This window comes from Neomegalonema perideroedes DSM 15528 (genome assembly GCF_000374145.1).
GTDB lineage: Bacteria > Pseudomonadota > Alphaproteobacteria > Rhodobacterales > Rhodobacteraceae > Neomegalonema > Neomegalonema perideroedes.
Window position 1 is genome coordinate 1,013,921 of the sequence record NZ_KB893653.1, and the last position, 22,384, is coordinate 1,036,304.

The 22,384-nt window shown below is 66.9% G+C and carries 19 protein-coding genes and 1 tRNA gene; 7 read left to right on the plus strand and 13 right to left on the minus strand.

Going from position 1 to position 22,384, the window contains the following annotated elements; all coding sequences use genetic code 11:
• Positions 1 to 56 precede the first annotated feature (56 nt).
• From trxB to lon, 4 genes are all read right to left on the minus strand, one after another.
• The gene (gene trxB, locus B161_RS0104890) at positions 57 to 1,001 is read right to left on the minus strand and encodes a thioredoxin-disulfide reductase (protein ID WP_018632254.1); all 945 of its coding nucleotides are present in this window, start codon (positions 999 to 1,001) and stop codon (positions 57 to 59) included.
• Between the two features lie 177 nt (positions 1,002 to 1,178).
• Positions 1,179 to 1,253, minus strand: a tRNA-Val gene (locus tag B161_RS0104895).
• A 227-nt stretch (positions 1,254 to 1,480) separates the two neighbouring features.
• A complete protein-coding gene (locus B161_RS0104900; protein WP_018632255.1) occupies positions 1,481 to 1,756 on the minus strand; it encodes an HU family DNA-binding protein in 276 nt (91 codons plus the stop codon).
• A 109-nt stretch (positions 1,757 to 1,865) separates the two neighbouring features.
• Positions 1,866 to 4,295 carry an endopeptidase La gene (lon, locus tag B161_RS0104905; protein ID WP_018632256.1) on the minus strand — a complete coding sequence of 810 codons (2,430 nt, stop codon included), beginning with the start codon at positions 4,293 to 4,295 and terminating at the stop codon, positions 1,866 to 1,868.
• Positions 4,296 to 4,663: 368 nt separating this feature from the next.
• Here lon and B161_RS18605 point away from each other — a divergent pair, with 368 nt between their 5' ends.
• Entirely contained in the window at positions 4,664 to 5,428 is a 765-nt protein-coding gene (locus B161_RS18605; RefSeq protein WP_018632257.1) for a DUF1190 domain-containing protein, read from the plus strand.
• Between the two features lie 51 nt (positions 5,429 to 5,479).
• Positions 5,480 to 6,688 carry a glutathionylspermidine synthase family protein gene (locus B161_RS16765; protein ID WP_018632258.1) on the plus strand — a complete coding sequence of 403 codons (1,209 nt, stop codon included), beginning with the start codon at positions 5,480 to 5,482 and terminating at the stop codon, positions 6,686 to 6,688.
• A 4-nt stretch (positions 6,689 to 6,692) separates the two neighbouring features.
• Here B161_RS16765 and B161_RS16770 read toward each other — a convergent pair whose 3' ends face one another.
• Both B161_RS16770 and B161_RS0104925 read right to left on the minus strand, forming a co-directional pair.
• On the minus strand, positions 6,693 to 7,160 hold the full coding sequence (locus B161_RS16770; protein ID WP_018632259.1) for a copper chaperone PCu(A)C: 468 nt from the start codon (positions 7,158 to 7,160) through the stop codon (positions 6,693 to 6,695).
• A gap of 24 nt (positions 7,161 to 7,184) precedes the next feature.
• Positions 7,185 to 8,120: a cation diffusion facilitator family transporter gene (locus B161_RS0104925; RefSeq protein ID WP_026310201.1), complete on the minus strand. Its 936-nt coding sequence runs from the start codon at positions 8,118 to 8,120 to the stop codon at positions 7,185 to 7,187.
• 164 nt (positions 8,121 to 8,284) lie between these two features.
• On the opposite strand from B161_RS0104925, the gene B161_RS0104930 reads away from it, so the two are divergent.
• Positions 8,285 to 9,049: a hypothetical protein gene (locus tag B161_RS0104930; protein ID WP_018632261.1), complete on the plus strand. Its 765-nt coding sequence runs from the start codon at positions 8,285 to 8,287 to the stop codon at positions 9,047 to 9,049.
• A gap of 72 nt (positions 9,050 to 9,121) precedes the next feature.
• On the opposite strand, the gene B161_RS19790 is transcribed toward B161_RS0104930, so the two are convergent.
• Positions 9,122 to 10,360, minus strand: coding sequence for a DUF1287 domain-containing protein (locus B161_RS19790; RefSeq protein WP_018632262.1), 1,239 nt, complete (start codon positions 10,358 to 10,360; stop codon positions 9,122 to 9,124).
• 448 nt (positions 10,361 to 10,808) lie between these two features.
• On the opposite strand from B161_RS19790, the gene B161_RS18610 reads away from it, so the two are divergent.
• A complete protein-coding gene (locus B161_RS18610; protein ID WP_018632263.1) occupies positions 10,809 to 12,890 on the plus strand; it encodes a thioredoxin domain-containing protein in 2,082 nt (693 codons plus the stop codon).
• A 3-nt stretch (positions 12,891 to 12,893) separates the two neighbouring features.
• On the opposite strand, the gene B161_RS0104945 is transcribed toward B161_RS18610, so the two are convergent.
• From B161_RS0104945 to B161_RS0104970, 6 genes are all read right to left on the minus strand, one after another.
• Positions 12,894 to 13,556 carry an enoyl-CoA hydratase/isomerase family protein gene (locus B161_RS0104945; protein WP_018632264.1) on the minus strand — a complete coding sequence of 221 codons (663 nt, stop codon included), beginning with the start codon at positions 13,554 to 13,556 and terminating at the stop codon, positions 12,894 to 12,896.
• A gap of 166 nt (positions 13,557 to 13,722) precedes the next feature.
• Positions 13,723 to 14,514, minus strand: coding sequence for an amino acid ABC transporter ATP-binding protein (locus B161_RS0104950; RefSeq protein WP_018632265.1), 792 nt, complete (start codon positions 14,512 to 14,514; stop codon positions 13,723 to 13,725).
• A gap of 15 nt (positions 14,515 to 14,529) precedes the next feature.
• Entirely contained in the window at positions 14,530 to 15,936 is a 1,407-nt protein-coding gene (locus B161_RS0104955; protein ID WP_018632266.1) for an amino acid ABC transporter permease, read from the minus strand.
• A gap of 12 nt (positions 15,937 to 15,948) precedes the next feature.
• On the minus strand, positions 15,949 to 17,193 hold the full coding sequence (locus tag B161_RS0104960) for an amino acid ABC transporter permease (protein WP_018632267.1): 1,245 nt from the start codon (positions 17,191 to 17,193) through the stop codon (positions 15,949 to 15,951).
• An 83-nt stretch (positions 17,194 to 17,276) separates the two neighbouring features.
• Positions 17,277 to 18,341, minus strand: coding sequence for an amino acid ABC transporter substrate-binding protein (locus B161_RS0104965; protein ID WP_018632268.1), 1,065 nt, complete (start codon positions 18,339 to 18,341; stop codon positions 17,277 to 17,279).
• A gap of 229 nt (positions 18,342 to 18,570) precedes the next feature.
• Complete coding sequence (locus B161_RS0104970; RefSeq protein WP_018632269.1) at positions 18,571 to 19,629, minus strand: amino acid ABC transporter substrate-binding protein; 1,059 nt, start codon at positions 19,627 to 19,629, stop codon at positions 18,571 to 18,573.
• A 240-nt stretch (positions 19,630 to 19,869) separates the two neighbouring features.
• Between B161_RS0104970 and B161_RS0104975 the strand changes: the two genes are divergently transcribed.
• From B161_RS0104975 to B161_RS0104985, 3 genes are all read left to right on the plus strand, one after another.
• The gene (locus B161_RS0104975) at positions 19,870 to 20,448 is read left to right on the plus strand and encodes an HAD family hydrolase (protein ID WP_018632270.1); all 579 of its coding nucleotides are present in this window, start codon (positions 19,870 to 19,872) and stop codon (positions 20,446 to 20,448) included.
• Positions 20,449 to 20,515: 67 nt separating this feature from the next.
• A complete protein-coding gene (gene metC, locus B161_RS0104980; protein ID WP_020607768.1) occupies positions 20,516 to 21,700 on the plus strand; it encodes a cystathionine beta-lyase in 1,185 nt (394 codons plus the stop codon).
• Positions 21,701 to 21,786: 86 nt separating this feature from the next.
• Entirely contained in the window at positions 21,787 to 22,377 is a 591-nt protein-coding gene (locus tag B161_RS0104985; protein WP_018632273.1) for a DoxX family protein, read from the plus strand.
• The last annotated feature ends 7 nt before the right edge of the window (positions 22,378 to 22,384 follow it).

The window sequence follows — 22,384 nt, forward strand, 5'->3', positions numbered from 1 at the left end:
AACGCCGCCGGAGGGCTCCCTCCGGCGGCGTTTTCATCTGCGGGAGGAGCCTGCGCTCATTCGCCTTCGGCGGAGAGGAAGCGTTCGGCCTCCAGAGCGGCCATGCAGCCCATGCCCGCCGAAGTCACCGCCTGACGATAAATATGATCCGTCACGTCGCCCGCCGCGAAGACGCCCGGAACCGAGGTTTCGGTGGAGAAGGGCTTCACCACCACATAGCCGCCGAGATGGGTCTCCAGCTGCCCCTCGACGAGCTGCGAGGCGGGGGCGTGGCCGATGGCCACGAAAGCGCCCTGCACGGCGAGATCGCGCGTCTCTCCGGTCTTGACCTGACGGAGCTTCAGGCCGGTCACGCCCTGCTCGCCGGGCTCGCCGAGGATCTCGACGGCCTCATGATCCCAGATCACCTCGACGTTGGGATGTTTGAAGAGGCGGTCCTGCATGATCTTTTCGGCGCGCAGGGAATCGCGGCGATGGATGAGCGTCACTTTCTTAGCGAAGCGCGTCAGAAACAGCGCCTCCTCGACGGCGGTGTTGCCGCCGCCGATCACCGCCACCTCCTTGTCGCGGAAGAAGAAGCCGTCGCAGGTGGCGCAGGCCGAGACGCCGAAGCCCTTCAGCTTCTCCTCAGAAGGGAGGCCCAGCCAGCGCGCCTGAGCGCCCGTCGCGAGGATCACCGTCTCGGCGTGGTAAACCGCGCCGGAATCGCAGACCGCCGTGAAGGGGCGCTTGGAGAGATCCAGCGAAGTCGCCACGTCATATTCGATCTTGGCGCCCATGGCGGCGGCGTGTTCGCTCATGCGCTCCATGAGGGCGGGGCCTTCGACCTTCGAATCTCCCGGCCAGTTCTCGACGTCGCTGGTGATGGTGAGCTGTCCGCCCGGCTGCATCCCGGCGAGTAGCACCGGCTCCAGCATGGCGCGGGCGGCGTAGACGGCGGCGGTGTAGCCGGCCGGGCCCGACCCGACGATCAGGGTTTTCACGGCGATGGGCGAGGACATGGAGATTTCCCGATCAAGGCGCGCTCCGGGCTTGCGGCTCCGGGAGGGCGCGGGACGTAGGACGCTCTGAGGCGAGGATGTTCCGCGAAAACATATAGGGGAGCCCGCGAAAGGCTCAAGCGGGAAGCGCGCGGCGGCGGGGATTTCGGCCGCAGGGCCTCTCCGGCGCGCAGGGCGTGGTGGGCGGTGAGGGGATCGAACCCCCGACCCTCTCGGTGTAAACGAGACGCTCTTCCGCTGAGCTAACCGCCCCTCCAGATCGGCGCATCCGCCGAAGCTCGGCCGGATCTAGAGCGCCGCCCGGAGGCTTTGCAAGATGTTTCCGCGCCCGCCTTCCGTAAGGGCCTCCGCCGCCGGACATGCGAAAGCCGCCGCGAAGACCTCCGCGACGGCGTTGCTTGCGCTTCGGAGGCGCGGCCCGCGGAGCTTCGCCGCGATCCTCTGCGGATCCGCGGCGGCCTCGGGCGCGGCCCTGAGACTCAGGCGTTGAGCGTGTCTTTGAGGCTCTTGCCGGGTTTGAAGCGGGCCTGTTTGGAGGCCTTGATCTCGATGGTTTCGCCGGTGGAGGGGTTGCGGCCCGAGCTGGCGGCCCGCTCGGCCACCACGAAGGAGCCGAAGCCCAGCAGCCGGACCTCCTCTCCTTTCTGGAGCGCCTCGGAGATGAGGGCGAGGGTCGCGTCCAGGACCTCGGCGGCTTGCGCGTTCGTGACGCCGGCGCGCTCGGCGACTCCGGCGACGAGTTCTTTCTTATTCACGCTTTCAGGCCTCTTGCTGATGCAAACGACGAATATGGTAACGAATCGAGCTTGAAGGTCAAAGCAAAAGCGGCCCTTTCGGGCCGCCTCCACGTCTTTTGAACGAGCTTTAGGCGTTGAAATTGCGCGGAGCGCCGCCTTCCTCGCCTCCGGAGCGACCATAGGCGGCGCGCTCGGCGGCCTCCTGATCGGCTTCGCTCCATTCGATGGGCTCCGGGCGACGGGTGAGCGCCGCGTCCAGAACCTCCGTCATGGTGGAGACCGGGATGATGGTCATCCCTTCCTTCACATTGGCGGGGATCTCGATGAGATCCTTTTCGTTCTCCTTGGGGATGAGGACGGTTTTGATTCCGCCCCGCAAAGCCGCGAGGAGCTTCTCCTTGAGTCCGCCGATGGCCAGCACGTTGCCGCGCAGAGTCACCTCGCCGGTCATGGCCACGTCCTTGCGGACGGGCACGCCGCTCAGCACCGAGACGATGGCCGTGGTCATGCCGACGCCCGCCGAAGGGCCGTCCTTGGGGGTCGCGCCCTCAGGAACATGGACGTGGATGTCCACCTTCTCGAAGAGCGGCGGCCGGATGCCGTATTTCGGCGCCTGAGCCCGCACGTAGCTGGCGGCGGCCTCGATGGATTCCTTCATGACCTCGCCGAGCTTGCCGGTGGTCTTCATGCGGCCCCGGCCCGGCAGGCGCAGCGCCTCGATGGAGAGCAATTCGCCGCCCACCTCGGTCCAGGCCAGACCCGTGACCACGCCCACCTGATCCTCCTGCTCGGCGACGCCGTAGCGGAAGCGCGCCGGGCCGAGCAGCCCTTCGAGATCCTTGGGCTCGACCTTCACCTCTTTGATCTTCTCGCGGAGGATGCGGGTCACGGCCTTGCGGCAGAGCCGCGCCATCTCGCGCTCGAGGTTGCGCACGCCGGATTCCCGGGTGTAGAGCCGGATCACGTCGCGCAGGGCTTCGTCCGAAAGATGGAACTCCTTCGGCTTCAGGCCATTGGCCTCGACCTGCTTGGGCAGCAGATGCTTGCGGGCGATCTCGACCTTTTCGTCCTCGGTGTAGCCCGAGAGCGAAATCACCTCCATGCGGTCCAGCAGAGGCCGGGGCATGTTATAGGTGTTGGCCGTGGTCACGAACATCACGTTCGACAGGTCGTAATCGACTTCGAGGTAGTGGTCGTTGAAGGTCGAATTCTGCTCAGGATCCAGCACCTCGAGCATGGCCGAGGCGGGGTCTCCGCGGAAGTCCTGACCCATCTTGTCGATCTCGTCGAGCAGGATGAGCGGATTGCTGGTCTTGGCCTTGCGCAGGGCTTGGATGATCTTGCCCGGCATGGAGCCGATATAGGTGCGTCGATGGCCGCGGATTTCGGCCTCGTCGCGCACGCCGCCCAGCGAGATGCGGATGAACTCGCGGTTGGTCGCCTTGGCCAGCGACTTGCCCAGCGAGGTCTTGCCCACGCCCGGAGGGCCGACGAGGCAGAGGATCGGCCCCTTCAGCTTGGTCTTGCGCTGCTGCACGGCCAGATATTCGAGGATGCGCTCCTTGACCTTCTCAAGCCCATGGTGGTCGGCGTCGAGGATCTTCTCGGCGGCTCCGAGGTCTTTCTTGACCTTGGAGTTCTTGCTCCACGGAATCCCGAGCAGCCAGTCGAGATAGTTGCGCACCACGGTCGCCTCGGCGGCCATGGGGGGCATCTGACGGAGCTTCTTGACCTCGGCGAGCGCCTTTTCGCGGGCCTCTTTGGAGAGGGCCGTGGCTTCGATGCGCTTTTCGAATTCGCCCGCTTCGTCGCGGCCGTCCTCGCCCTCGCCGAGCTCGCGCTGAATCGCCTTCATCTGCTCGTTGAGGTAATATTCGCGCTGGGTCTTCTCCATCTGCCGCTTCACGCGCGACTTGATCTTTTTGTCCATCTGAAGGACGCCGATCTCATTGGCCATGAGGCCGTAGATGCGCTCCATGCGCTCCGAGACCACGAGGGTCTCCAGCAGGGACTGCTTTTCCGAGATCTTGACCACGAGATGGGCCGCCACCGCGTCGGAGAGCCGGCCCGGATCCTCGATCTGAAGGATTCCGGCCGCCGCCTCCTGAGGGATGTTGCGGTTCAGCTTGGCGTATTTGTCGAATTCCTCGGCGAGGGTGCGCGTGAAGGCCGAAGCGATCTGAGGATCGCCCACGCTTTCCTCCAGCGCCTCGATCTCGGCCTCGTAAAAGGCTTCGTTCTCGACGAAGCGGCGGATGCGCGCGCGGCTCTTGCCCTCGACCAGCACCTTCACGGTGCCGTCGGGCAGCTTCAGCAGCTGAAGCACCGAGGCGATCACGCCGGTTTGATAAATATCCTCAGGCGCAGGATCGTCCTCGCCCGCTTCGCGCTGGGTGGCGAGCAGGATCTGGCGATTGTCGCGCATGACGCTTTCGAGCGCCCGCACCGATTTCTCGCGGCCCACATAAAGCGGCGCCGCCATATGCGGGAAGACCACGATGTCGCGCAGAGGCAGGACGGGATGACGGGAGACCGTCGGAGAGGTGCTGTCGGTCATGTCTTTTCCTGATGGGCGAACCGGCGAGGCCCCGAAATCGGCGGCCGCGGCGGCTCCCGCGATGCGATAAGTCATAAATGGCTTGGGCGGAGGGGATTTTCAAGCCGGGAGGAGGCCGGGAGAGGAAGGGGGGAGCGGAAGAAGGATCCGGGGGTCGTGACCGGGGAATCTGGGCGGAGGCGGGGGATGTTTCAACCTTTCCGGCTTAGAAAGCTCAGGATCTCGGGCGAATCAGGCTTGATAAATAATGAACGAAGTTCATGATTATTGAGTTTCAGCCGGAGATCGCTTATATCCCGATATGGGGCGCCGAAGTTCGGCGAGGATGCGCCCTGTCTGCGAAGCCGTGGAGTTGAGGAGCCTCATAGATGAAACGCTCGAAGGCCGTCCATCTTCTGTATTTAGGGATCGCCGCCACGGCGCTTCAAGGCTGCGGCGAGGACGAACGGCCCCGGGGCTACGTCGAGCCGCCGACGATTCAAAGCGTGGCGACGGGCGAGGGCGCTTATTTCTCCATGCAGGAATGTCAGAGCCGCTTCGATCAGGCCCTCTGCGACCAGTCCGCCGCCGAGGCCCGCGCCGAGCATGCGGAGAACGCGCCGAAATTCGCCAGTCAGGAATCCTGCGAAGACTTCTCCGGCCCCGGCATGTGCGAGCCCGCGCCTCAGACGGCGGGCGCCTCTTCGGGCGGCTCCTCCTTCATGCCGATGATGATGGGCTTCATGGTGGGCCGCGCCATCGGCAATATGAGCGGCGCGGGACGCGGCTATTACGCCGGACCTCCGCAGGGCTGCGACCGCTACGGCGCCGCGCCGACCACGCCCGGCGCGAATTGCGCGCGTCCGGCGCGCGGCGGGGCGGGCGTCGCCGCCGGAATCTTCTCGACCAGCCGTGCGGGCCGCGACGCCCCCTTCAGCGGCTCTTCGGCGATGACGGCGGCGCGGGCGCCGGTGGGCGCCGTCGCGGATTCCCGCGTGATGGGCGCGAATCCGGCGGCGGTGCGTTCTCCGACGATCGCGCGCGTCGCCGCGCCGGCCGCCAGCCGCCCCGGCGCGACCGTCGGCGGCGGAACCACCACGCGCGGCGGATTCGGCTCGACCGGTCAGAGCCGGGGATGGTTCTCCGGCTCCTGAGCGCCCGCCTCCTCTCCAAGACCGCCCCCCAGAAAGCTAAGGAGCGCGCCCATGCGCCGCGTCCGTCTCCCCGCCCGTCCCGACTGGATGGAGAAGGCCGAAGCCGTCGGCTTCACCTATCACACCGAGGGTCTGCCGCCTGAATTGCGCAATCCCAACGGCTCCTATTGGTTCGAGGACGCCGCATGGGAGTTCACGGCCGATGAGATCGACGTTCTGGAGGAGGCCGCCGAGGAGCTGCACCGGCTTTGTCTCTCGGCGGTCTCGCGGGTGGTGCATGACGACGAGCTTATGGCCCGCTTCGCCATTCCCGAGCCCTTCCGGCCTTGGATCCGGCGCTCATGGGAGCGCGACGATCCTTATCTGATCGGGCGGATGGACCTCGCCTTCGCGCCGGGCGCTCCCGGCCTCGACGCGCCGAAGCTCATCGAATATAACGCCGACACCCCCACCACCACCATCGAGACCGCCGTGATCCAATGGCGGTGGCTTCAGGACATGAAGCCCGAGATGGATCAGTTCAATTCGCTGCATGAGAAGATCATCGAGCGCTTCGAATGGATCTCCGGCTTCATGAGCCGCGGAGAGATCATGTATTTCTCCGGCATGCTCGAAGAGGAGGAGGAGGCGCGCCACATCATGTATTACATGGATCTCGCCGAACAGGCCGGGATCAAGACGCGCAACGCCTCGATCACCTCCATCGGCTGGGATTCCGCCCGCAAACGCTTCACGGATCTCAACGACGAACCCATCTGGCGCTGGTTCAAGCTCTATCCTTGGGAATGGCTCATGGAGGAGGATTTCGGCGCGCATCTCCTTGAGGATAAGCTCCGGGCCATAGAGCCGCCCTGGAAGGCGATCTTATCCAATAAGAATCTGCTGCCGCTGCTCTGGGACACATTCCCGGACCACCCGAACCTTTTGCCCTCCTTCTGGACGCAGGATCCGCGGCTCGGCCAGTCCTACGTCAAGAAGCCGGTCTTCGCCCGCGAAGGCGCGAACGTCCGCATCATCCGCGACGGCCGCGTGCTGGAGGAGACGGCGGGGCTTTACGGCGACGGCGCTTATATCTGGCAGGCTCTGGCCGACATCCCCGAATTCGACGGCGTGCGGCCGATCCTCGGGGCTTGGCTGGTGGGCGACAAGGCGGCGGGCATGATCGTCCGCGAGACGGACCGGCGCATCGTCAAGGGCGGCGACCGCGTGGCGCCCCATTGGTTCGCGCCTCGCCCGGAAGATCAGGACGGCGTCGCCTGAACGGTCAATGATGCGCGGCGGGGGCCGCGCCGCGGCCGCGCATCTCGCGCGGCGAGAGGATCGGCGCCTCCGCCTCCAGCCTCGCGCCGGATTCGAAGATCAGCGTGAAGCGGGCGGTCTCGCCCGCCTCCAGAGGCCCCGTCAGATCGAAGAGCATCAGATGCGCGCCGCCCGGCGCGAGGATCGCCGCCTCGCCCGCCGGGAGCGGCAGCCCTCCCGCCAATTCGCGCATGCTCAGGATTCCGGCGGCGTCCTCGCGGGTTTCATGGATCTCGACGCGGCCCGCCTGAGGGCTGGAGACGGAGATCAGACGATCGTCCTCGGCGCCGCCCTGAAGCGTCAGGAAGGCCGCCGCCGTGCGGGCGCCGGGCGGCGTGGAGCGGGCGTAGGCGTCATGGGCGGAGACGCCTTCGGCCAGAGCGGGCCCGCCGCCGATGAGGGCGAGGATGAGGGCGAGAATCTTGCGGATCATGCGGAGACGCTCCTGAAAAGCCCGTCAGGGCCGCGCGGCGGGAAGGGGGCCGGGGTCCGGATGGGGATCCATATGCAGGATCACATCCGCGTCGGGCCAGAGGCCGAGCATTCCGGCGCGCAGCCTGCGGGCGCGTTCATGGGCCTCGAAAAGGCTCTGGGCGCCGTCCAGCTCGATATGAAGCTGGATGAAGCGCCGCCCGCCGGAACGCCGCGTCTTGAGGTCGTGCCAGCCGAGCAATTCGGGATCGGAGTCGCAAAGCGCCCGGATGCGGACGAGCTCCTCTTCAGGCAATTCGCGGTCCATCAGCCCGCTGAGCGCCTCGCCGCCCACGCCCCAGACGCTGCGCAGCAGAATCCCCGCCGCCAGCAGCCCCACCGCCGGATCCGCCCAGCCCGGCCCGCCGAGCCCGATGATCCCCAAAGCGAGGATCGCGCCGAGGGCGGGCAGCAGATCCGAGACGTAATGCAGCGAATCCGCCGCCACCACCAGCGAGCCGGTCTTCTTCACCACGTGGCGCTGAAACAGCACCAGCGCGCCGGTGACCGCGATGGCGAGGATCATGGCCGCCAGCCCCTCGGGGGCGGCCTGCAAAGGCGCGGGCTCCAGCAGGCGCTGAAGAGAGCGTCCGCCGATCAGCACCGCCGAGATCAAAATCAGCGCCGATTGCGCCAGAGCCGCCAGATCCTCCGCCGAGGCGTGGCCGAAGCGGTGATCCTCGTCGGGGGGGCGCTGGGCGTAGAGGATGGCGGCGAAATTCGCGCCCGAACTCACCACGTCGAGGGCCGAATCCGCCAGCGAAGCGGCCACCCCGAGCGAATCGGTTTTGACCCAGGCCCAGGCCTTCAGAGCCGTCAGGCCCAGCGCCACCGCCACCGAGACCGCCCCCGCGATCCGAACGAGTCGCCCATGCCGAACATCGGTCGGGGAGGGATTCGGAGAATTTACGCGCTCTGACATTCGCGGGCTCCAGCGGGACGGAAAGGCTTCTTCGGAAGGTTAGCTATATGTTTGCAGGGCTCCCGCGCAAGGAAGTCGAAAGGAAACTTGCCGCAAGATGATCCGAAATTCCTGCTGAGACCGACGGGCGCCGACGGGCGTTTATCTGGTTGGGAGGCCGCCCCATGACCCTTGCGACGACTCATTCCTTCGCTGCTTTCGCGCTGCTCGACGCGCCGAAGCCGCTCGATCTCGCCGCTCTGGCCGAGGCTCTGAAGCTGCGTCGGCCCGCGCTGGCCGAAGGGATCTCCGCGCAGCCGGATCCCGCCTGGCATCTGCGCCTCGGAGGCGGCTCGGTGGCCGTCACGCCGGTGTCGGCGCCGGTCGCGGGGCTGAAGCTCGGGAAGGGCGCTCCGGCGAAGCTCATCCGTCATCAGGCCCATGTGGTCGCCGCCACGCTGCAAAGCAGCGGCGATTCCCGTCAGGACGCCTTGCTGCTCAGCTACGTCATGGCCGAGCTTTGCCGCCAGCAGGGCGCGCGGGGCGTCTATTGGCCGACCTCCGGGGCCTTCGCGCCTGCGGATCACTTCGTGGCCAAGACCGAGGCCGAAGATTCCTGGCCCACCGACATCTGGCTGCGCATCAGCGTTCTGGCCCAGCCCATGCGCGAGGATCCGCGCCGCACGGGATACGGCGTGCGCACGCAGGGTCTGCTGCCCTTCTTCGGCTATGAGCTGGACATGCCCGCCTGGGCGGAATCGGCGGGCGTCGACCGCGCGGCGCGCCGGGCGGCGCAGGTGGCCTCCTATCTGCTCGCCAAGGGCGGCGGCGTTCAGGACGGCGACACTCTGGATTTCGGCGAACCCGCCTGGCGTCTGCGGGCGCGTTTGGTGCGTCAGGGTTCGGCGGCTTCTCTGCGGCTGCTGCCCGAGGCGCGGCCCGCCGCCTGAGCTTTCTCTTTTCCCTCCCCCTGAAGCCGGGCCGCGGCGCGCAAGCGCCGCGGCCTTTCTCATGCCGGGCGTTCAGAGCTCGGCGGTGCGGACCGGGCCGGAGCCGCTGGAGGGGGCGAAGCGGTAATGGCCCACCGGCGGCGAGAGGAAGAGCATGTTCTCCTCCTTCACGCCCGCGCCGATGTTGTGGATGACGTAAGGGACGCCGGTGCGCTCGTCGCGCTTGTCCGAGACGATGCCCATATGCGGCTGAGTCCCGCTGATGCGCCAGCTGACGATGTCGCCGGGCTGATAATCCTGCGGATTGCGGGTCGGGTTCAGGCGCTGGGCGTGGCGCTCCAGAAAGGCCTCCATGTTCACCACGCGGCGATGGTCGATGTTGGGATCCGGCTCCTTCAGGCCGTAGATCTCGGCGCTGGGGTAATAGGAGAAGGCCTGACGCATGTCCTCATGCATCATCTGCTGGAAGTCGAAGCCGAGCTGACGATAGGCCCGCACGATCACGTCCGTGCAGACGCCCGTGTCGCCGGGGACGTCGCCCCAAGGATAGGAGAGCTTCACATAAGCGCCGTCATAGCGGACGGGGCTGCGCGTCTGCGCCCGGGCGGCCTCCACGAGGCGCGGGCCCGCGCCCGGATCGAAGCCGAAGCCGCGCGCCGGAGCCACCGGGCCGAGGCTCGCGACGCGGCGCAATTCCTCGGGAGCGGGGGCGGAGAGATCGCCGTCGGCGGTGCGGTAGCGTCCGGCGCGGCGCGGCGCGGCGGAGCCCGTCGCCCCTCCGCTTGAGACATGGCCGTCGGCGCGGTCGCGGACCGGGGCCATCCCGCCGCCGACGCGCGGGGCCGCCTCGGCCAGAGCGTATTGCGGCGCCTGAGGCGCATAGGCCGCGGCGTCGTAAGTGGGGATGCGCGGCGGCGCGGGCTGATGGACGGGCGTCAGGGGCTGCGGCGCGTAAAGCGGCGCGGGCGCGCGAGGCGCCGGAGCGTCGTAGGTGGGAATGCGCGGCGCGGCGGCGACCTGATGGAAGGGCGGCCGGGCCGCGGGGGCGGGGGCCTCGGCGCGGGCCTCCGGGGCTCTGGCGACGGGCGCGTCGTAGAGGGGCGTCCGAGCCGCGGCGCGCGGCGGCGCCGGGCGCGCCGCCGGATCATAGACCGGAGGCTGAGGCGCGGCGGCCTCGGCGGGCGGCTGCGTCTCGGCGCTCAGGCCGGCGGGCGGCGTCGCAGGGGCGGAGGCCCGCCCAGACGGGCCATGCGCGCAGCCGGCGAGGCTCAGAGCGGCGGCGGCGAGCGCCGCATAGCGCGGAAGCGTCATGAATGAGGTCCCTCGTCATCCGAATGCCGTTGGCGAGGCTTCGCCCGGAATGCTCCGGCGAGCGAGGCCCCAAAGGTGAAACAGGGTCGCGCGCGCGGGCCGAAGGGCGATTCTCTCCGCCTGATCCGGGCCGCGCTCTAGGCTTTACACGGGCTTATTCTGGATTTCATGCCCAAACTTACCGTTACCGGGCGGCCTCTCCCATCGCGCGGAGGGCGCGTCGGATCTTGCATCGCGGCTTTCGCCTGTCCGCGGATTGTCGCATGATGGGACGGAATAGCCTTAAGGAGCCTTAGCCATGCCGCCCCCTCCGCCCTGTTCCCCCCTCGCCCGCGCCGCCGGAGCCTTGGTTTTCGCCGCGCCGGGAGAGGGAAGGGGCGGGCCTGCGCCTTTGGGGCGTCCGGCGGGGCCGGGCGCAGAAGGGGGCGGCGGCGGAAGGAATCCCGAAATGATCCGGACGCGCCATCGCGCGCCGAACGGCGCTCCCCTCTTCGTGAACAGGCTGATCGAATCGGCTTCGCCCTATCTGCGCCAGCATGCGCATAATCCGGTGGATTGGCGCCCCTGGTCGGAGGCCGCCTTCGCCGAGGCCAAAGCGCGCGGCGTGATGGTCTTCCTCTCCATCGGCTACGCGAGCTGTCATTGGTGCCACGTCATGGAGGAGGAATCCTTCGACGACGAGGCCGTGGCGGGGCTGCTCAACCGCGATTTCCTGCCGGTGAAGCTCGACCGCGAGGAATCCCCCGACATCGACGCGCAATACGCCTCGGCGGCTTTGTTGTTTTCGGGGCGGACGGGCTGGCCGAATAATCTGCTGCTCGTGCCGGACGGGGCATGGCCCGCCATGACCTTCTCCTATCTGCGCAAGGACATGCTGCTGCGGGCGCTTCAGGCCGCCTTGCAGGAATGGGGGCGTCCCGAGCGGCGCAAGATCATCCTGCAACAGGCGCAGCAGCTCGGGGAAGCCGCGCGGGATCTGACTCTGAAGCGTCCGCCGCCCGCGCCTCTGAGCGGCGAGACCTTCGACGCGGCGGCGGACGGAATCGCGCGTCAGTCCGATCCTCTGCATGGCGGCTTCGGACAGGGCGAGAAATTCCCCAATGAGGTGGTGAGCCGCTTCCTCCTCGATTCGGCGGCGCGGCGGGCGGGGCGGACTCCGGCGCTCGACGCGGCGACGACCCTGCTCAAGGCGGTTCTCACAGGCGGCGTGCATGACCAGATCGGCGGCGGCTTCCATCGCTACGCCGTGGACCGCGACTGGCGCACGCCGCATTTCGAAAAAATGCTCCCGACTCAGGCTCTGATGATCCGCTCCTTGCTGGCGGCGCAGTCGCTGGAGCCCGATCCCGTTTATGAGCGCGCGATGAAGCGGACGCTGGCCTTCGTGGCGCGCGAGATGACTTCCCCCGAGGGGCTCTTCCATACGGCGCTCGACGCCGATTCGCGCGACGCCTCCGGCAAGATGGAGGAGGGCGCTTATTACCTCTGGCGCCCGCAGGAGGCCGAGGCGGCGCTCGGCTCCATGCCGGAGTCGGAAAGACGTCATGTCCTCTCGACGCTCGGGCTGCTGACCCAGCCGCGTCTGGCCGGAGGCGTGACGCCGCATCTCGACCCGCGCGCGCGGATCGACTTCCCCCGGCTCGACCCGGCGCTGGATCGTCTGCTGGCCGCGCGCCGGGGGCGTCCCTCGCCCTTCGTGGACGATAAGGCGCTGATCGGCTGGAACGGCCTGATGATCCGCGCTCTGGCGGAATATTCCATGGCCATGGATTCGCCCGCCGAGGCCGCTTTGGCCGACCGCGCGGCGCAGATCCTCTGGGCGCGCGGGCGCAATCCCGACGGCTCTCTGGCGCGGGGGCTGATGAACGGCCGCCCCTTCGGCCTCGGCACGGTGGAGGATTACGCCTATCTCGGGCTGGGCTTCGTGGCCCTGCACGACGCTCTGCGCGACGCCCGCATCCTCTCGGCGGCGGAGAGCCTCGGGGATATGATGTGGAAAGGCGCCTTCCATCCGGATTACGGGCTTCTGGCGGCGCCCGCGCCGCTCGGGCCGCATATCGACGCCCGCGACATGGCCGCGCCTTCGGGCAACGCCGCCGCCCTTGAGCTTTACGCGCTGTTGTCGCGCCGGACCTCGAAGCCCGAGAATCACAAGCGCGCCGAGACCTTGTCCCGCGCCTTGTCGGGCTCCATCGGCCAGGAGGCCGGCGCCCACACCGAAGCCATGACCGCGACGCGCATTCTGCATCAGGGCGAGACCGGCGCCATGCGGGCCTTGGCTCAGGGGCGGCTGACGCTCTGGGCGCGGCGCGACGGGAATCTGCTCAAGATCGACCTCGAAGCCTCGCCGGGCTGGGTCTGGAACGATCCGCCTCCGACGCTGATCGGGCGGGGGGTCGGCCCGCTCCGCATCGAGAAGCACGGGATTTCGGCGCCGGTGATCGGGCCGGGCGTGGCGACGCTGAGTCTGCGGCTCTGCGGCGAGGGGCGCTGTCTGCCCGCCGAGACGACCAGCTTCCGGCTCGGCTGAGGCTCAGAAAACGGCGGCGTTCAGCGCCGCCTTGAGCTTCGGACCATGGCCCGCGGGCGCCTCCAGAGCCTCGGCGAGGATCTCCGCCTCAAGGGCGGCGATCTCGGCGCGGGGCGGCGCCGCCTCGACCAGCCCGAGCGCCAGAGCCTCCAGCCCGCTGAGCCGCCTGCCGCCGAGCAGCAGCCATTTCGCGCGCCCCGGCCCCACGAGCCGCGTCAGCCGCGCGAGGTCGGAGGCGGGCGGAATCACGCCGCGCCTCAGGGCGGGATAGAAGACGGCGGCCTCGGCGGCGAGAATCCGCAGATCGCAGGCCAAAGCCAGAGCCACGCCCCCCCCGGCCACGGAGCGGTCCATGCGGGCGATGGTCAGCTGCGGCAAGGCGGCGAGGGCGTCGGTGGTGACGGTCCAATCCTCGATGAAGGCGCGCATGGCGTCTTCGTCTCCGGCCATGGCCTTGACCTCCTCCAGATCGGCGCCGGAGCAGAAAGCCTTCTCGCCCGCGCCCTGAAGCACCACCGCCCGCAGCTCCGCGCGCCCCGCGAGTTCGGCGCAGCGGGCGCGGATCAGCGCGCGCTCATGCGGCCCGACGGCGTTGGCTTTGTCGGGGCGGTTGATCGTGAGGCGGGCGACTCCCCCCTCGACGGCGCAGAGCAGATTTCCGGACATGAGCGGCTCCTGAATGAGGCGGATCCCCTATGCCCCAAAATCCGCCCATGAAAAAGCCCCCCGCCTTGCGGCGGAGGGCCTGATCTCGCGTTCCGCGCCGGAAAGGCGGGGCTCTTTACGGTCGCGCAATTCACCCGAAAAGTCTTTCAAACTTTTCGGATTGCGCTCAATGCCCCATGATCTGGCTGAGGAAGAGCTTGGTGCGCTCGTTCTGCGGATTGTTGAAGAACTCCTCAGGCTCGTTCTGCTCGACGATCTGGCCGCGGTCCATGAAGATCACGCGGTTGGCCACTTTGCGGGCGAAGCCCATCTCATGGGTCACGCAGAGCATGGTCATGCCCTCTTCGGCGAGGTCGACCATGGTGTCGAGCACCTCCTTGATCATCTCCGGGTCGAGCGCCGAAGTGGGCTCGTCGAAGAGCATGATCTGAGGATTCATGCAGAGCGAGCGCGCGATGGCCACGCGCTGCTGCTGGCCGCCCGAAAGCTGGCCCGGATATTTATGGGCCTGATCGGGGATCTTCACGCGGCTGAGGAAGTGCATCGCGCGCTCCTCGGCTTCGCGTTTGGGCATCTTGCGGACCCAGATGGGGGCCAGCGTGCAGTTCTCCAGAATGGTCAGATGGGGGAAGAGGTTGAAATGCTGGAAGCACATGCCGACCTCGCGGCGGATCTCGTCGATCCGCTTAAGGTCGCCGGTCAACTCCACCCCATTGACCACGATGGAGCCCGACTGATGCTCCTCAAGGCGGTTGATGCAGCGGATCATCGTCGATTTCCCCGAGCCCGAAGGCCCGGCGATGACGATGCGTTCGCCGCGGTTCACGGTCAGATTGATGTCGCGCAGAACATGGAACTGTCCATACCACTTGTTCATGTCGGTGATCTGGATCGCCACGTCGTCGGAGACCTTCATCTGCGAACGGTCGACGTCGATTTCTTCGGCGGAGACGGTCATCTGGTTCTCCTGAGATTAGCGCGCATGCCCACGCCGCAGCTTCTTCTCCATGGACATGGAGTAGCGCGACATGAGGAAGCAGAAGACGAAGAAGATGGCGGCCACCACCAGATAGCCGGTCGGGCGCGTCACGGGCGTGGCCCATGAGCTGTCGGCGAAGGTCGAGCTGACCTGTCCGAGCAGATCGAACATGCCGATGATCGAGACCAGCGTCGTGTCTTTGAACAGGCCGATGAAGGTGTTCACGATGCCCGGGATCACCAGAGTCAGCGCCTGAGGCAGCACGATCAGCCGCGTGGTCTCCCAGAAGCTCAGGCCGAGCGACTGAGCGCCCTCGGTCTGGCCTTTCGGGATGGCCTGAAGCCCGCCGCGCACCACCTCGGCCATATAGGCCGAAGCGAAGAGCGTCACGCCGATCAGCGCCCGCAGGAGATCGTTGAAGCTCGTGCCCGGCGGCAGAAACAGCGGCAGCATCACCGAAGACATGAACAGAACGGTGATCAGCGGCACGCCGCGCCAGAACTCGATGAAGGCCACCGAGAGGATCTTCACCGCCGGAAGCGTCGAGCGCCGCCCGAGGGCGAGCAGGATGCCCAGAGGCAAAGAGGCCGTGATGCCCGTCAGAGCCACCACCAGCGTCACCAGCAGGCCGCCCCAGTCGCGGGTCGTGACGCTGTTCAGCCCCCAATTCATCGTCGCGGCGAGCGCGAAGACCAGAATATAGGCGAAGAAGAGCCCCAATCCCCAGAAGGCGCCGCTGAAGGCCTTGACCGCCTCGCCGCCCATGCCTTTGCCGCCCGCCCAGCCGAGCCCCAGCAGGATCGCCGTCGCCAGAGGCCAGACATACCAGAAAGCCTTGGGGGCCGAGAGGTCGGCGCCCGTCAGCAGCACGAAGGCCACCATCGGGAAGACCACCAGCATCAGGGCCGCGCCGATCTTGCGATAGGGCATTCTGGACCACAGCGTCCAGACCAGCCCCAGCGCCAGCAGCAGGAAGACGAGATTGGGCCGCCAAAGCTCCGCCATGGGATAGCGCCCATAGATGAAGAGCTTGGCGTTGGCGGCCACATAGGGCCAGCAGGCGCCGACCGTCTGGTCGTTGGGCAGCAAGCCGCCCTGCGCCTGCGTGAGGCAGGCTTCGCGCCGCGCGCCGGTCGGGTTGGACCAAATCCCGTCGATGAAGACGAATTTGATCAGGCCCCAAATCTGCGAGATTCCGAACCAGAGCAAAAACGCCGTCAGCAGGATCATCAGAACCGAACGGACGCTGGATCCGACGTCCGAGAAATCGGTCATCGAATCGAGGAAGTTGCGCCGCGCCCAGCCGTAAAGTCCGGTGGTGTTCGCCGGAGGCGGCAGGATGGGCGCGTCTTCGGTGCGCACGTAAGCGACGCTCTGCGGAGCGTGAGGAGAAGAAGTCATGTCATGTCCTCCTTACCGCTCGACCAGCTTCATCCGCGAATTCACGTAATTCATGATCGCAGAGGTGATGAGGCTGAAGGTGAGATAGACGAGCATCGCGATCACAATCAGCTCGATGGCGCGTCCGGTCTGGTTCAGAGAGATCTGAACCTGAGAGAAGAAGTCCGGATAGGCGATGGCCACGGCCAGCGAGGAGTTTTTCGTGATGTTCAGATATTGCGAGGTCAGCGGGGGGATGATCACCCGCAGAGCCTGAGGAATCACCACGAGACGGAGATTCTTCGATTGGCTGATCCCCAAGGCGTGCGCCGCTTCGGTCTGGCCTTTGTTCACGGCCAGAATCCCCGCGCGCACGATCTCGGCGATGAAGGCCGCCGTATAGAGCGACAAAGCCAGCCAGAGCGCGATGAGCTCCGGGATGATCAGCATGCCCTCGCCCTTCTGGAAGCCGCGGCGCAGGACCGGGCCCTCTTGGACGAAATTCGCCGCCTCCCAGCGCAGAGGCGCGCCCGTCAGCAGGAAGACCAGCAGCGGAAGCCCCAGAATCAGGCCGACCGCGCCCCAGAAGATCGGGAATTGCTTGCCCGTGGCGTCCTGCCGCTTCTTCGCCCACCAGCGCATGACGAAGGTGAGGATCAGGCCGATCACGAGAGCCCACAGCGTCGCGCCGAAGCCCGTTTGCGGCAGAGGATAGGGGCCGTAAAGCCCGGTGATGTTGAAGTGGAAGTTGTCCCAGAAGAAAGAGACCTTCCCGCGCGCGTCCGGCACCCAAGGGGCGCGCAGCGCGGCGAAATACCAAAAGAAGATCTGCAGCAGCAACGGGGTGTTGCGCAGCAATTCGACGTAGACCGTCGAGAAGCCGTAGAGCACCGCGTTGTTGGAGAGCCGGAACACGCCGATGACGAAGCCGAGGATCGTCGCCGTGACGATGCCGAGAACGGCCACCAGAAGCGTGTTGATCAGCCCGACTTTGAGAACGTCGAGATAGGTGATGGCCCGGCCGGACACGTCCATCAGATAAGTGCCGAGCGTGGTGACGGTCTGAAAGCCGGGCGTGTTGCCGAGGAAGTCGAAGCCCGAACTGATGTTGCGGGCGCGCAGGTTCGCCATGGTGTTGAGGACGATCCAGCCGAAAAAAAGCAAGACGGCGAGGATCAGGGCGACCTGAAAGAAGATGGATCGGACCTTGGGATCATAAAGCAGCGAGCCCGAAGAGCGCGACGATCCTGAAGACGGAGTCTCAGCGGAGGCGGTCATGAAAACCTCCTTATGTCGGTGAAGTTGTCCCTCTGATGCGAAGACCGCGCCCTTCGGTCAGGAAGGGCGCGGATCCCGGAGGCTTAGCGGACGGGCATGCCGTATTGCAGGCCCCCGTTCGTCCACAGCGCGTTGGCGCCGCGGGCCAGCTTCAGCGGCGTGTCGGGGCCGACGTTGGCCTCGTAGACCTCGCCGTAATTGCCGACCTGCTTGATGACCTGATAGGCCCAATCCTTGGGCAGGCCGAGGACGGCGCCGAAATCGTCGCCGAGGCCGAGGAGACGCTGAATCTCCTGATTGCCCTGACCCTGCGAGACCAGACCGGCCTGCTCGTCGCGGATCTGGTCGACGTTCTCGGAGGAGATGCCGAGCTCTTCGGCGTTGAGCATGGCGTAATGGGTCCACTTCACCACGTTCAGCCACTGCTCGTCGCCCTGACGCACCGCCGGCCCGAGCGGCTCTTTGGAGATGATCTCCGGCAGAACCACATGACCCTCGGGGTCGGCGAACTTCAGGCGCTCGGCGGCGAGGCCGGAGCGGTCGGTGGTGTAGACGTCGCAGCGGCCGGCCTCATAGGCGGCGCCCACTTCGTCGGTCTTCTCGAAGGCGATCAGCTCGAAGCTCATGCCGTGGGAGCGGAAGTAATCCGTCACGTTGAGCTCGGTGGTCGTGCCGGTGTTGGTGCAGATGCGCGCGCCGTCGAGTTCGGCGGCGGTGCTCACGCCCAGCGAGGCGGGGACCATCAGGCCCTGGCCGTCGTAATAATTCACCCCGGCGAAGATGATGCCGAGCTGGGTGTCGCGGGTCATGGTCCAGGTGCTGTTGCGCGACAGGACGTCGATCTCGCCGGATTTCAGCGCCTCGAAACGCTCCTTGGCCGAGAGGGTGCGGAAACGCACCTTGCTCGGGTCGCCGAAGACGGCCGCCGCCACGCCGCGGCAGAGATCCACGTCGATGCCGGTGAAGTTGCCGGCGGAATCGGAGTTGGAGAAGCCGGGCAGACCCTGCGACACGCCGCAGTCCAGACGGCCCTTGCTCTTGACGGCGGAGAGGGTGGAGCCGGAGGTCTGGGCGGAGGCGGGGGTCGAGACGGCGGCGAAGCCGAAGCCGACGGCCATGACGCCGCAGAGAAGATGACGAAGAGCCATTCTGAGGAGACCTTTCCTGACGTTCTTTATGCTGCGCCGGTGTTTCGCAACCGCTTTGAAAAGCCTTTTCGCGGCGAGGTCGCTCCGGCGTCAGAGATCAGGATGCCTCACTTCGTCGCGGGGAAGCAAGACTTGGCGTAAGAGATTCGTCATTTTTATCACCCTGCGCGAGATCCTTCGTCCGTCTTGCGCAGGGCGCCCTCAGGTCAGCTTCCGGTCGCCTCCCAGTTCAGCGGACCGGGATTCCATATTGCAGGCCGCCGTTCGTCCAAAGCGCGTTGAGGCCGCGCTCAAGACCCAGAGCGCCGCCGGGGCCGCGCGGGGCGTCGTAGATCTCGCCGTAATTCCCGACCTGCTTGACGATCTGATAGGCCCAATCCTTCGGCAGGCCGAAGGCGGCGCCGAAATCGTCGCCGAGGCCGAGGAAGCGCTGAATCTCCTGATTCCCGGTGCTTCCGGCGGCGAGGGCGCGCTGCTCCTCAAGGATCTGGTCGACGTTCCCGGAGGCGATCCCGAGCTCCTCGGCGTTGAGCATGGCGAAATGGGTCCAGCGGGCCACGTTCAGCCATTGCTCGTCGCCCTGACGCACCGCCGGGGCCAGAGGCTCCTTGGAGATGATTTCAGGGAGGAGGACATGCTCCGAGGGATTGGCGAAGGTCAGGCGTTTGGCCGCGAGGCCCGAGGCGTCGCTGGTGTAGACGTCGCAGCGCCCGGCTTCGTAGGCGGAGGCCGCTTCATCCGACTTCTCGAAGGCGATCAGCTCGAAGCTGAGGCCGTTGCTGCGGAAATAATCGGTGATGTTCAGCTCGGTGGTGGTGCCGGTGTTGGTGCAGAGCCGCGCGCCGTCCAGCTCGGCCGCCGAGGTCACGCCGAGCGAGGTCGGCACGAGCATGCCCTGTCCGTCGTAGAAATTCGTCGCGGCGAAGATCACGCCGAGCTGGGTGTCGCGCGAGAGGCTCCAGGTGGTCACGCGGGCGAGGACGTCCACTTCGCCGGACTTCAGCGCCTCGAAGCGCTCCTTGGAGGAGAGCGGACGGAAGCGCACCTTGGAGGCGTCGCCGAAGACCGCCGCCGCCACGGCGCGGCAATAATCCACGTCGAGGCCGCCGTAATTCCCCTCGGAATCCTGAAGCGAAAAGCCGTCCAGACCCTGCGTGACGCCGCAGACCAGCTCGCCGCGCGCCTTGACCTCCCGCAGCGTGTCGCCGGGCGCCGCCTGCGCCGCCGTCGCGCCGAAAGCCAGACCGAAAACCAGCGCCGAGACCGCGCCGCCGAGAAGCGATTTCATCTTAAACCTCGAGATTCCGCGCGTCGGCGCCTTCCGCGAGAGGAAGGCCGGACGCTCATGCCGCGACCAGAACCCAAAGCCTCCGAAGAGGCAACCCCGAAGAACGGGATGAGCTTATTTGGAGCGCGCATTCGAACGGCGCATGAAGGCGCGCCAGCCTCCGCGCCTCTTGCGGCGGGGCGGGATTTCTGAAACCCATGGCCGGCCCCTTCGGAGGGGCCGCAGAGGAAAGCGGCTGAAGTGACGAAGATCTCCGCCATCGTTTTCGACGCCTTCGGCACGCTGATCGAGCCGCCTCCCCGGCGGATTCCGCCTTATGAGGCGCTCGCCCGGCGAATCGGCCGCCGCGAGCTCATGAAGCGGAATCAGCCCTATGGCGCGCTGGCCGCCGAGCTGGGCCTGCCGCCCCTCGCGCCGGAGATCCGGGCGGAATGGGCCGCCGACCTCACGCGCTACAGGCTTTTCCCTGAGGTCGCGCCTCTGCTGGAGGCTCTGCGCGCCAGAGGGCTGAAGATCGGGCTGTGCAGCAATCTCGCTTTCGAATACGGCCGGGTCGTCCGGCGGCTTCCGCCGGATCTGGACGCCCGCCTGCTGAGCTATGAAGTCGGGGCGGTCAAGCCCGAACCCGAGATCTATCAGGCGGTTTGCGCGGCTTTGCGGATTCGGCCTGAAGAGGCGCTCTTCATCGGCGACAGCCTCAAGGCCGACGTCGAGGGCCCGCGCGCCTTCGGCATGTCCGCCGCCCGGATCCAGCGCGCGGGCGGACGCAGGCTCTTCGACGTCCTCGCGGAGGCGGGGATTCCGCCGGAGCGGCCATGAAACGCATCAAGGTCTTGGGACGCCGGGCGAATCCCGCGCCGCAAGGCCGCCCATTCAGGAGAAAGACATGAAGGACGCGACCAAAGCCCTGCGGGGAGGACGGGATTCGAAAGCGCAGTTCGGAGCGGTGAATCCTCCGGTGGTGCGCGCCTCGACTTATCTCTTCGAAGGCTACGACGGCCTTCAGGAGGCCGAGCGCGCCTTGCCCGGCGAGGCGCTGACCTACGGCACCCACGCCACCCCCACGAGCCTCGCGCTGGAGAGGGCTTTGCGCGATCTCGAGGGCGGCTTCCGTACGCGGCTTCAGCCTTCGGGGCTGATGGCTATGACGGCGCCTTTGCTGTCGTTCCTTTCGGCGGGGGATCATCTTCTGATGACCGATTCCGCCTATGGCCCGACGCGGGCCTTTTGTCAGGGGACGCTGAAGCGTTTCGGCGTGGAGACCACCTTCTATGATCCGTTGATCGGCGGCGGAATCCGCGATCTGATCCGCCCGAACACCAAGGTCGTCTTCTGCGAATCCCCCGGCTCATGGACCTTCGAGGTTCAGGACGTCCCCGCCATCGCCGAGGAGGCGCATAAAGCCGGCGCGGTGGTCATGCTCGACAACACTTGGGCCTCGCCCTTGTTCTTCAAGCCCTTCGCGCATGGCGTGGATCTTTGCCTCGCGGCTCTGACGAAATATGTCGGCGGCCATGCGGATCTGCTCATGGGCTCGGTGAGCTGCGTCGAGTCGGTTTATCCGACCTATCGGCGCGGACAGCGCGAATTGGGCCTCGCCGTCTCGCCGGACGATTGCGCCCTCGCGCTGCGCGGGCTGCGGACTCTGTCTGTGCGGATGAAGGCCCATGAGGCGGCGGGGCTGGCTCTGGCGGATTGGCTCATGGGCCGCCCGGAGATCGCGCAGATCCTGCATCCGGGGATGCCCCATGATCCGGGACATCGGATCTGGAGGCGCGACTTCCTCGGCGCTTCAGGGCTTTTCGGCGCGATCCTCCGGGAGGATCTGTCTTCGGAGGCGCATATCCGGGCGCTGCTCGACGGGCTGGAGCTCTTCGGGGTCGGCTATTCCTGGGGCGGCTTCGAGAGCCTGATTCTGCCGGTGGACCCGGTCGGCGCCCGCAGCGCGACGGTCTGGCCGCGCGAGGGCCGCGCCAAGGGGCGGCTGCTGCGCCTCCACGCCGGGCTTGAGGATCTGGAGGATCTCAAGGCCGATCTCGCCGCCGGATTCGCCCGCATGGCGCGGATCTGATCGGGACGGGCTTTCGCGCCGCCGCCCTCTCCGGTTAAGAATCAGGCGGAGGGCGGAGTTCGATTCAAGCATCAGGAGCGCGACTTATGTCCGTGCATTCCCCTTTCTCCAATGATCGGGAGAGGCTGATCCTCCCTTTTCTGGGCGGATTCTACGAGCGTTTCGCCCAGCCCTTCGCCTGGACGGCGCTGCGGTTGGCGGTCGGGATCATGCTGATCGTCGAAGGCTGGCCGAAGATCATGGCGCCCATGGCGCAAGTCGGCTTCGTGGAGAGCGTCGGCTTTCATCCCGGCTGGTTCTGGTCTCCGGCTTTGGCCGTGATTCAGGTTCTCGGCGGGGCTTTGATCGCTCTGGGGCTCTTCACGCGGCCCGCGGCTCTGGCTTGCGGCGTCATGCTGCTGCTGACGCTGCGCTATCATATGGGGCATCCCTACGACGTCGAGGCCCTGCTGACTCCGGCGGGCGTCCAAGCCTTCGCCGCAAGCCCCGAGCTCGCCGCCAATCTCAGCGCCAACGGCCGCGCGCTGCTCGCCTCCGACGGAGGCGCCGCCTTCCTCTCGGCGGCGCAGGGCAAAGCCGTGACCAATTCGCTCTTCTGGGCGGGCGGCGCCTTCCTCTATGCGGCTTTCGGCGGCGGCTATTGGTCGCTCGACGGCTTCAGGCGGAAGCGGCTCTGAAGCCTGA

Coding starts and splice junctions, on each gene's coding strand:
- trxB (WP_018632254.1), bottom strand. CDS start 1,001: ATGTCCTCGCCCATCGCCGTGAAAACCCTGATCGTCGGGTCGGGCCCG.
- lon (WP_018632256.1), bottom strand. CDS start 4,295: ATGACCGACAGCACCTCTCCGACGGTCTCCCGTCATCCCGTCCTGCCT.
- B161_RS18605 (WP_018632257.1), top strand. CDS start 4,664: ATGAAACGCTCGAAGGCCGTCCATCTTCTGTATTTAGGGATCGCCGCC.
- B161_RS16765 (WP_018632258.1), top strand. CDS start 5,480: ATGCGCCGCGTCCGTCTCCCCGCCCGTCCCGACTGGATGGAGAAGGCC.
- B161_RS16770 (WP_018632259.1), bottom strand. CDS start 7,160: ATGATCCGCAAGATTCTCGCCCTCATCCTCGCCCTCATCGGCGGCGGG.
- B161_RS0104925 (WP_026310201.1), bottom strand. CDS start 8,120: ATGTCAGAGCGCGTAAATTCTCCGAATCCCTCCCCGACCGATGTTCGG.
- B161_RS0104930 (WP_018632261.1), top strand. CDS start 8,285: ATGACCCTTGCGACGACTCATTCCTTCGCTGCTTTCGCGCTGCTCGAC.
- B161_RS19790 (WP_018632262.1), bottom strand. CDS start 10,360: ATGACGCTTCCGCGCTATGCGGCGCTCGCCGCCGCCGCTCTGAGCCTC.
- B161_RS18610 (WP_018632263.1), top strand. CDS start 10,809: ATGATCCGGACGCGCCATCGCGCGCCGAACGGCGCTCCCCTCTTCGTG.
- B161_RS0104945 (WP_018632264.1), bottom strand. CDS start 13,556: ATGTCCGGAAATCTGCTCTGCGCCGTCGAGGGGGGAGTCGCCCGCCTC.
- B161_RS0104950 (WP_018632265.1), bottom strand. CDS start 14,514: ATGACCGTCTCCGCCGAAGAAATCGACGTCGACCGTTCGCAGATGAAG.
- B161_RS0104955 (WP_018632266.1), bottom strand. CDS start 15,936: ATGACTTCTTCTCCTCACGCTCCGCAGAGCGTCGCTTACGTGCGCACC.
- B161_RS0104960 (WP_018632267.1), bottom strand. CDS start 17,193: ATGACCGCCTCCGCTGAGACTCCGTCTTCAGGATCGTCGCGCTCTTCG.
- B161_RS0104965 (WP_018632268.1), bottom strand. CDS start 18,341: ATGGCTCTTCGTCATCTTCTCTGCGGCGTCATGGCCGTCGGCTTCGGC.
- B161_RS0104970 (WP_018632269.1), bottom strand. CDS start 19,629: ATGAAATCGCTTCTCGGCGGCGCGGTCTCGGCGCTGGTTTTCGGTCTG.
- metC (WP_020607768.1), top strand. CDS start 20,516: ATGAAGGACGCGACCAAAGCCCTGCGGGGAGGACGGGATTCGAAAGCG.
- B161_RS0104985 (WP_018632273.1), top strand. CDS start 21,787: ATGTCCGTGCATTCCCCTTTCTCCAATGATCGGGAGAGGCTGATCCTC.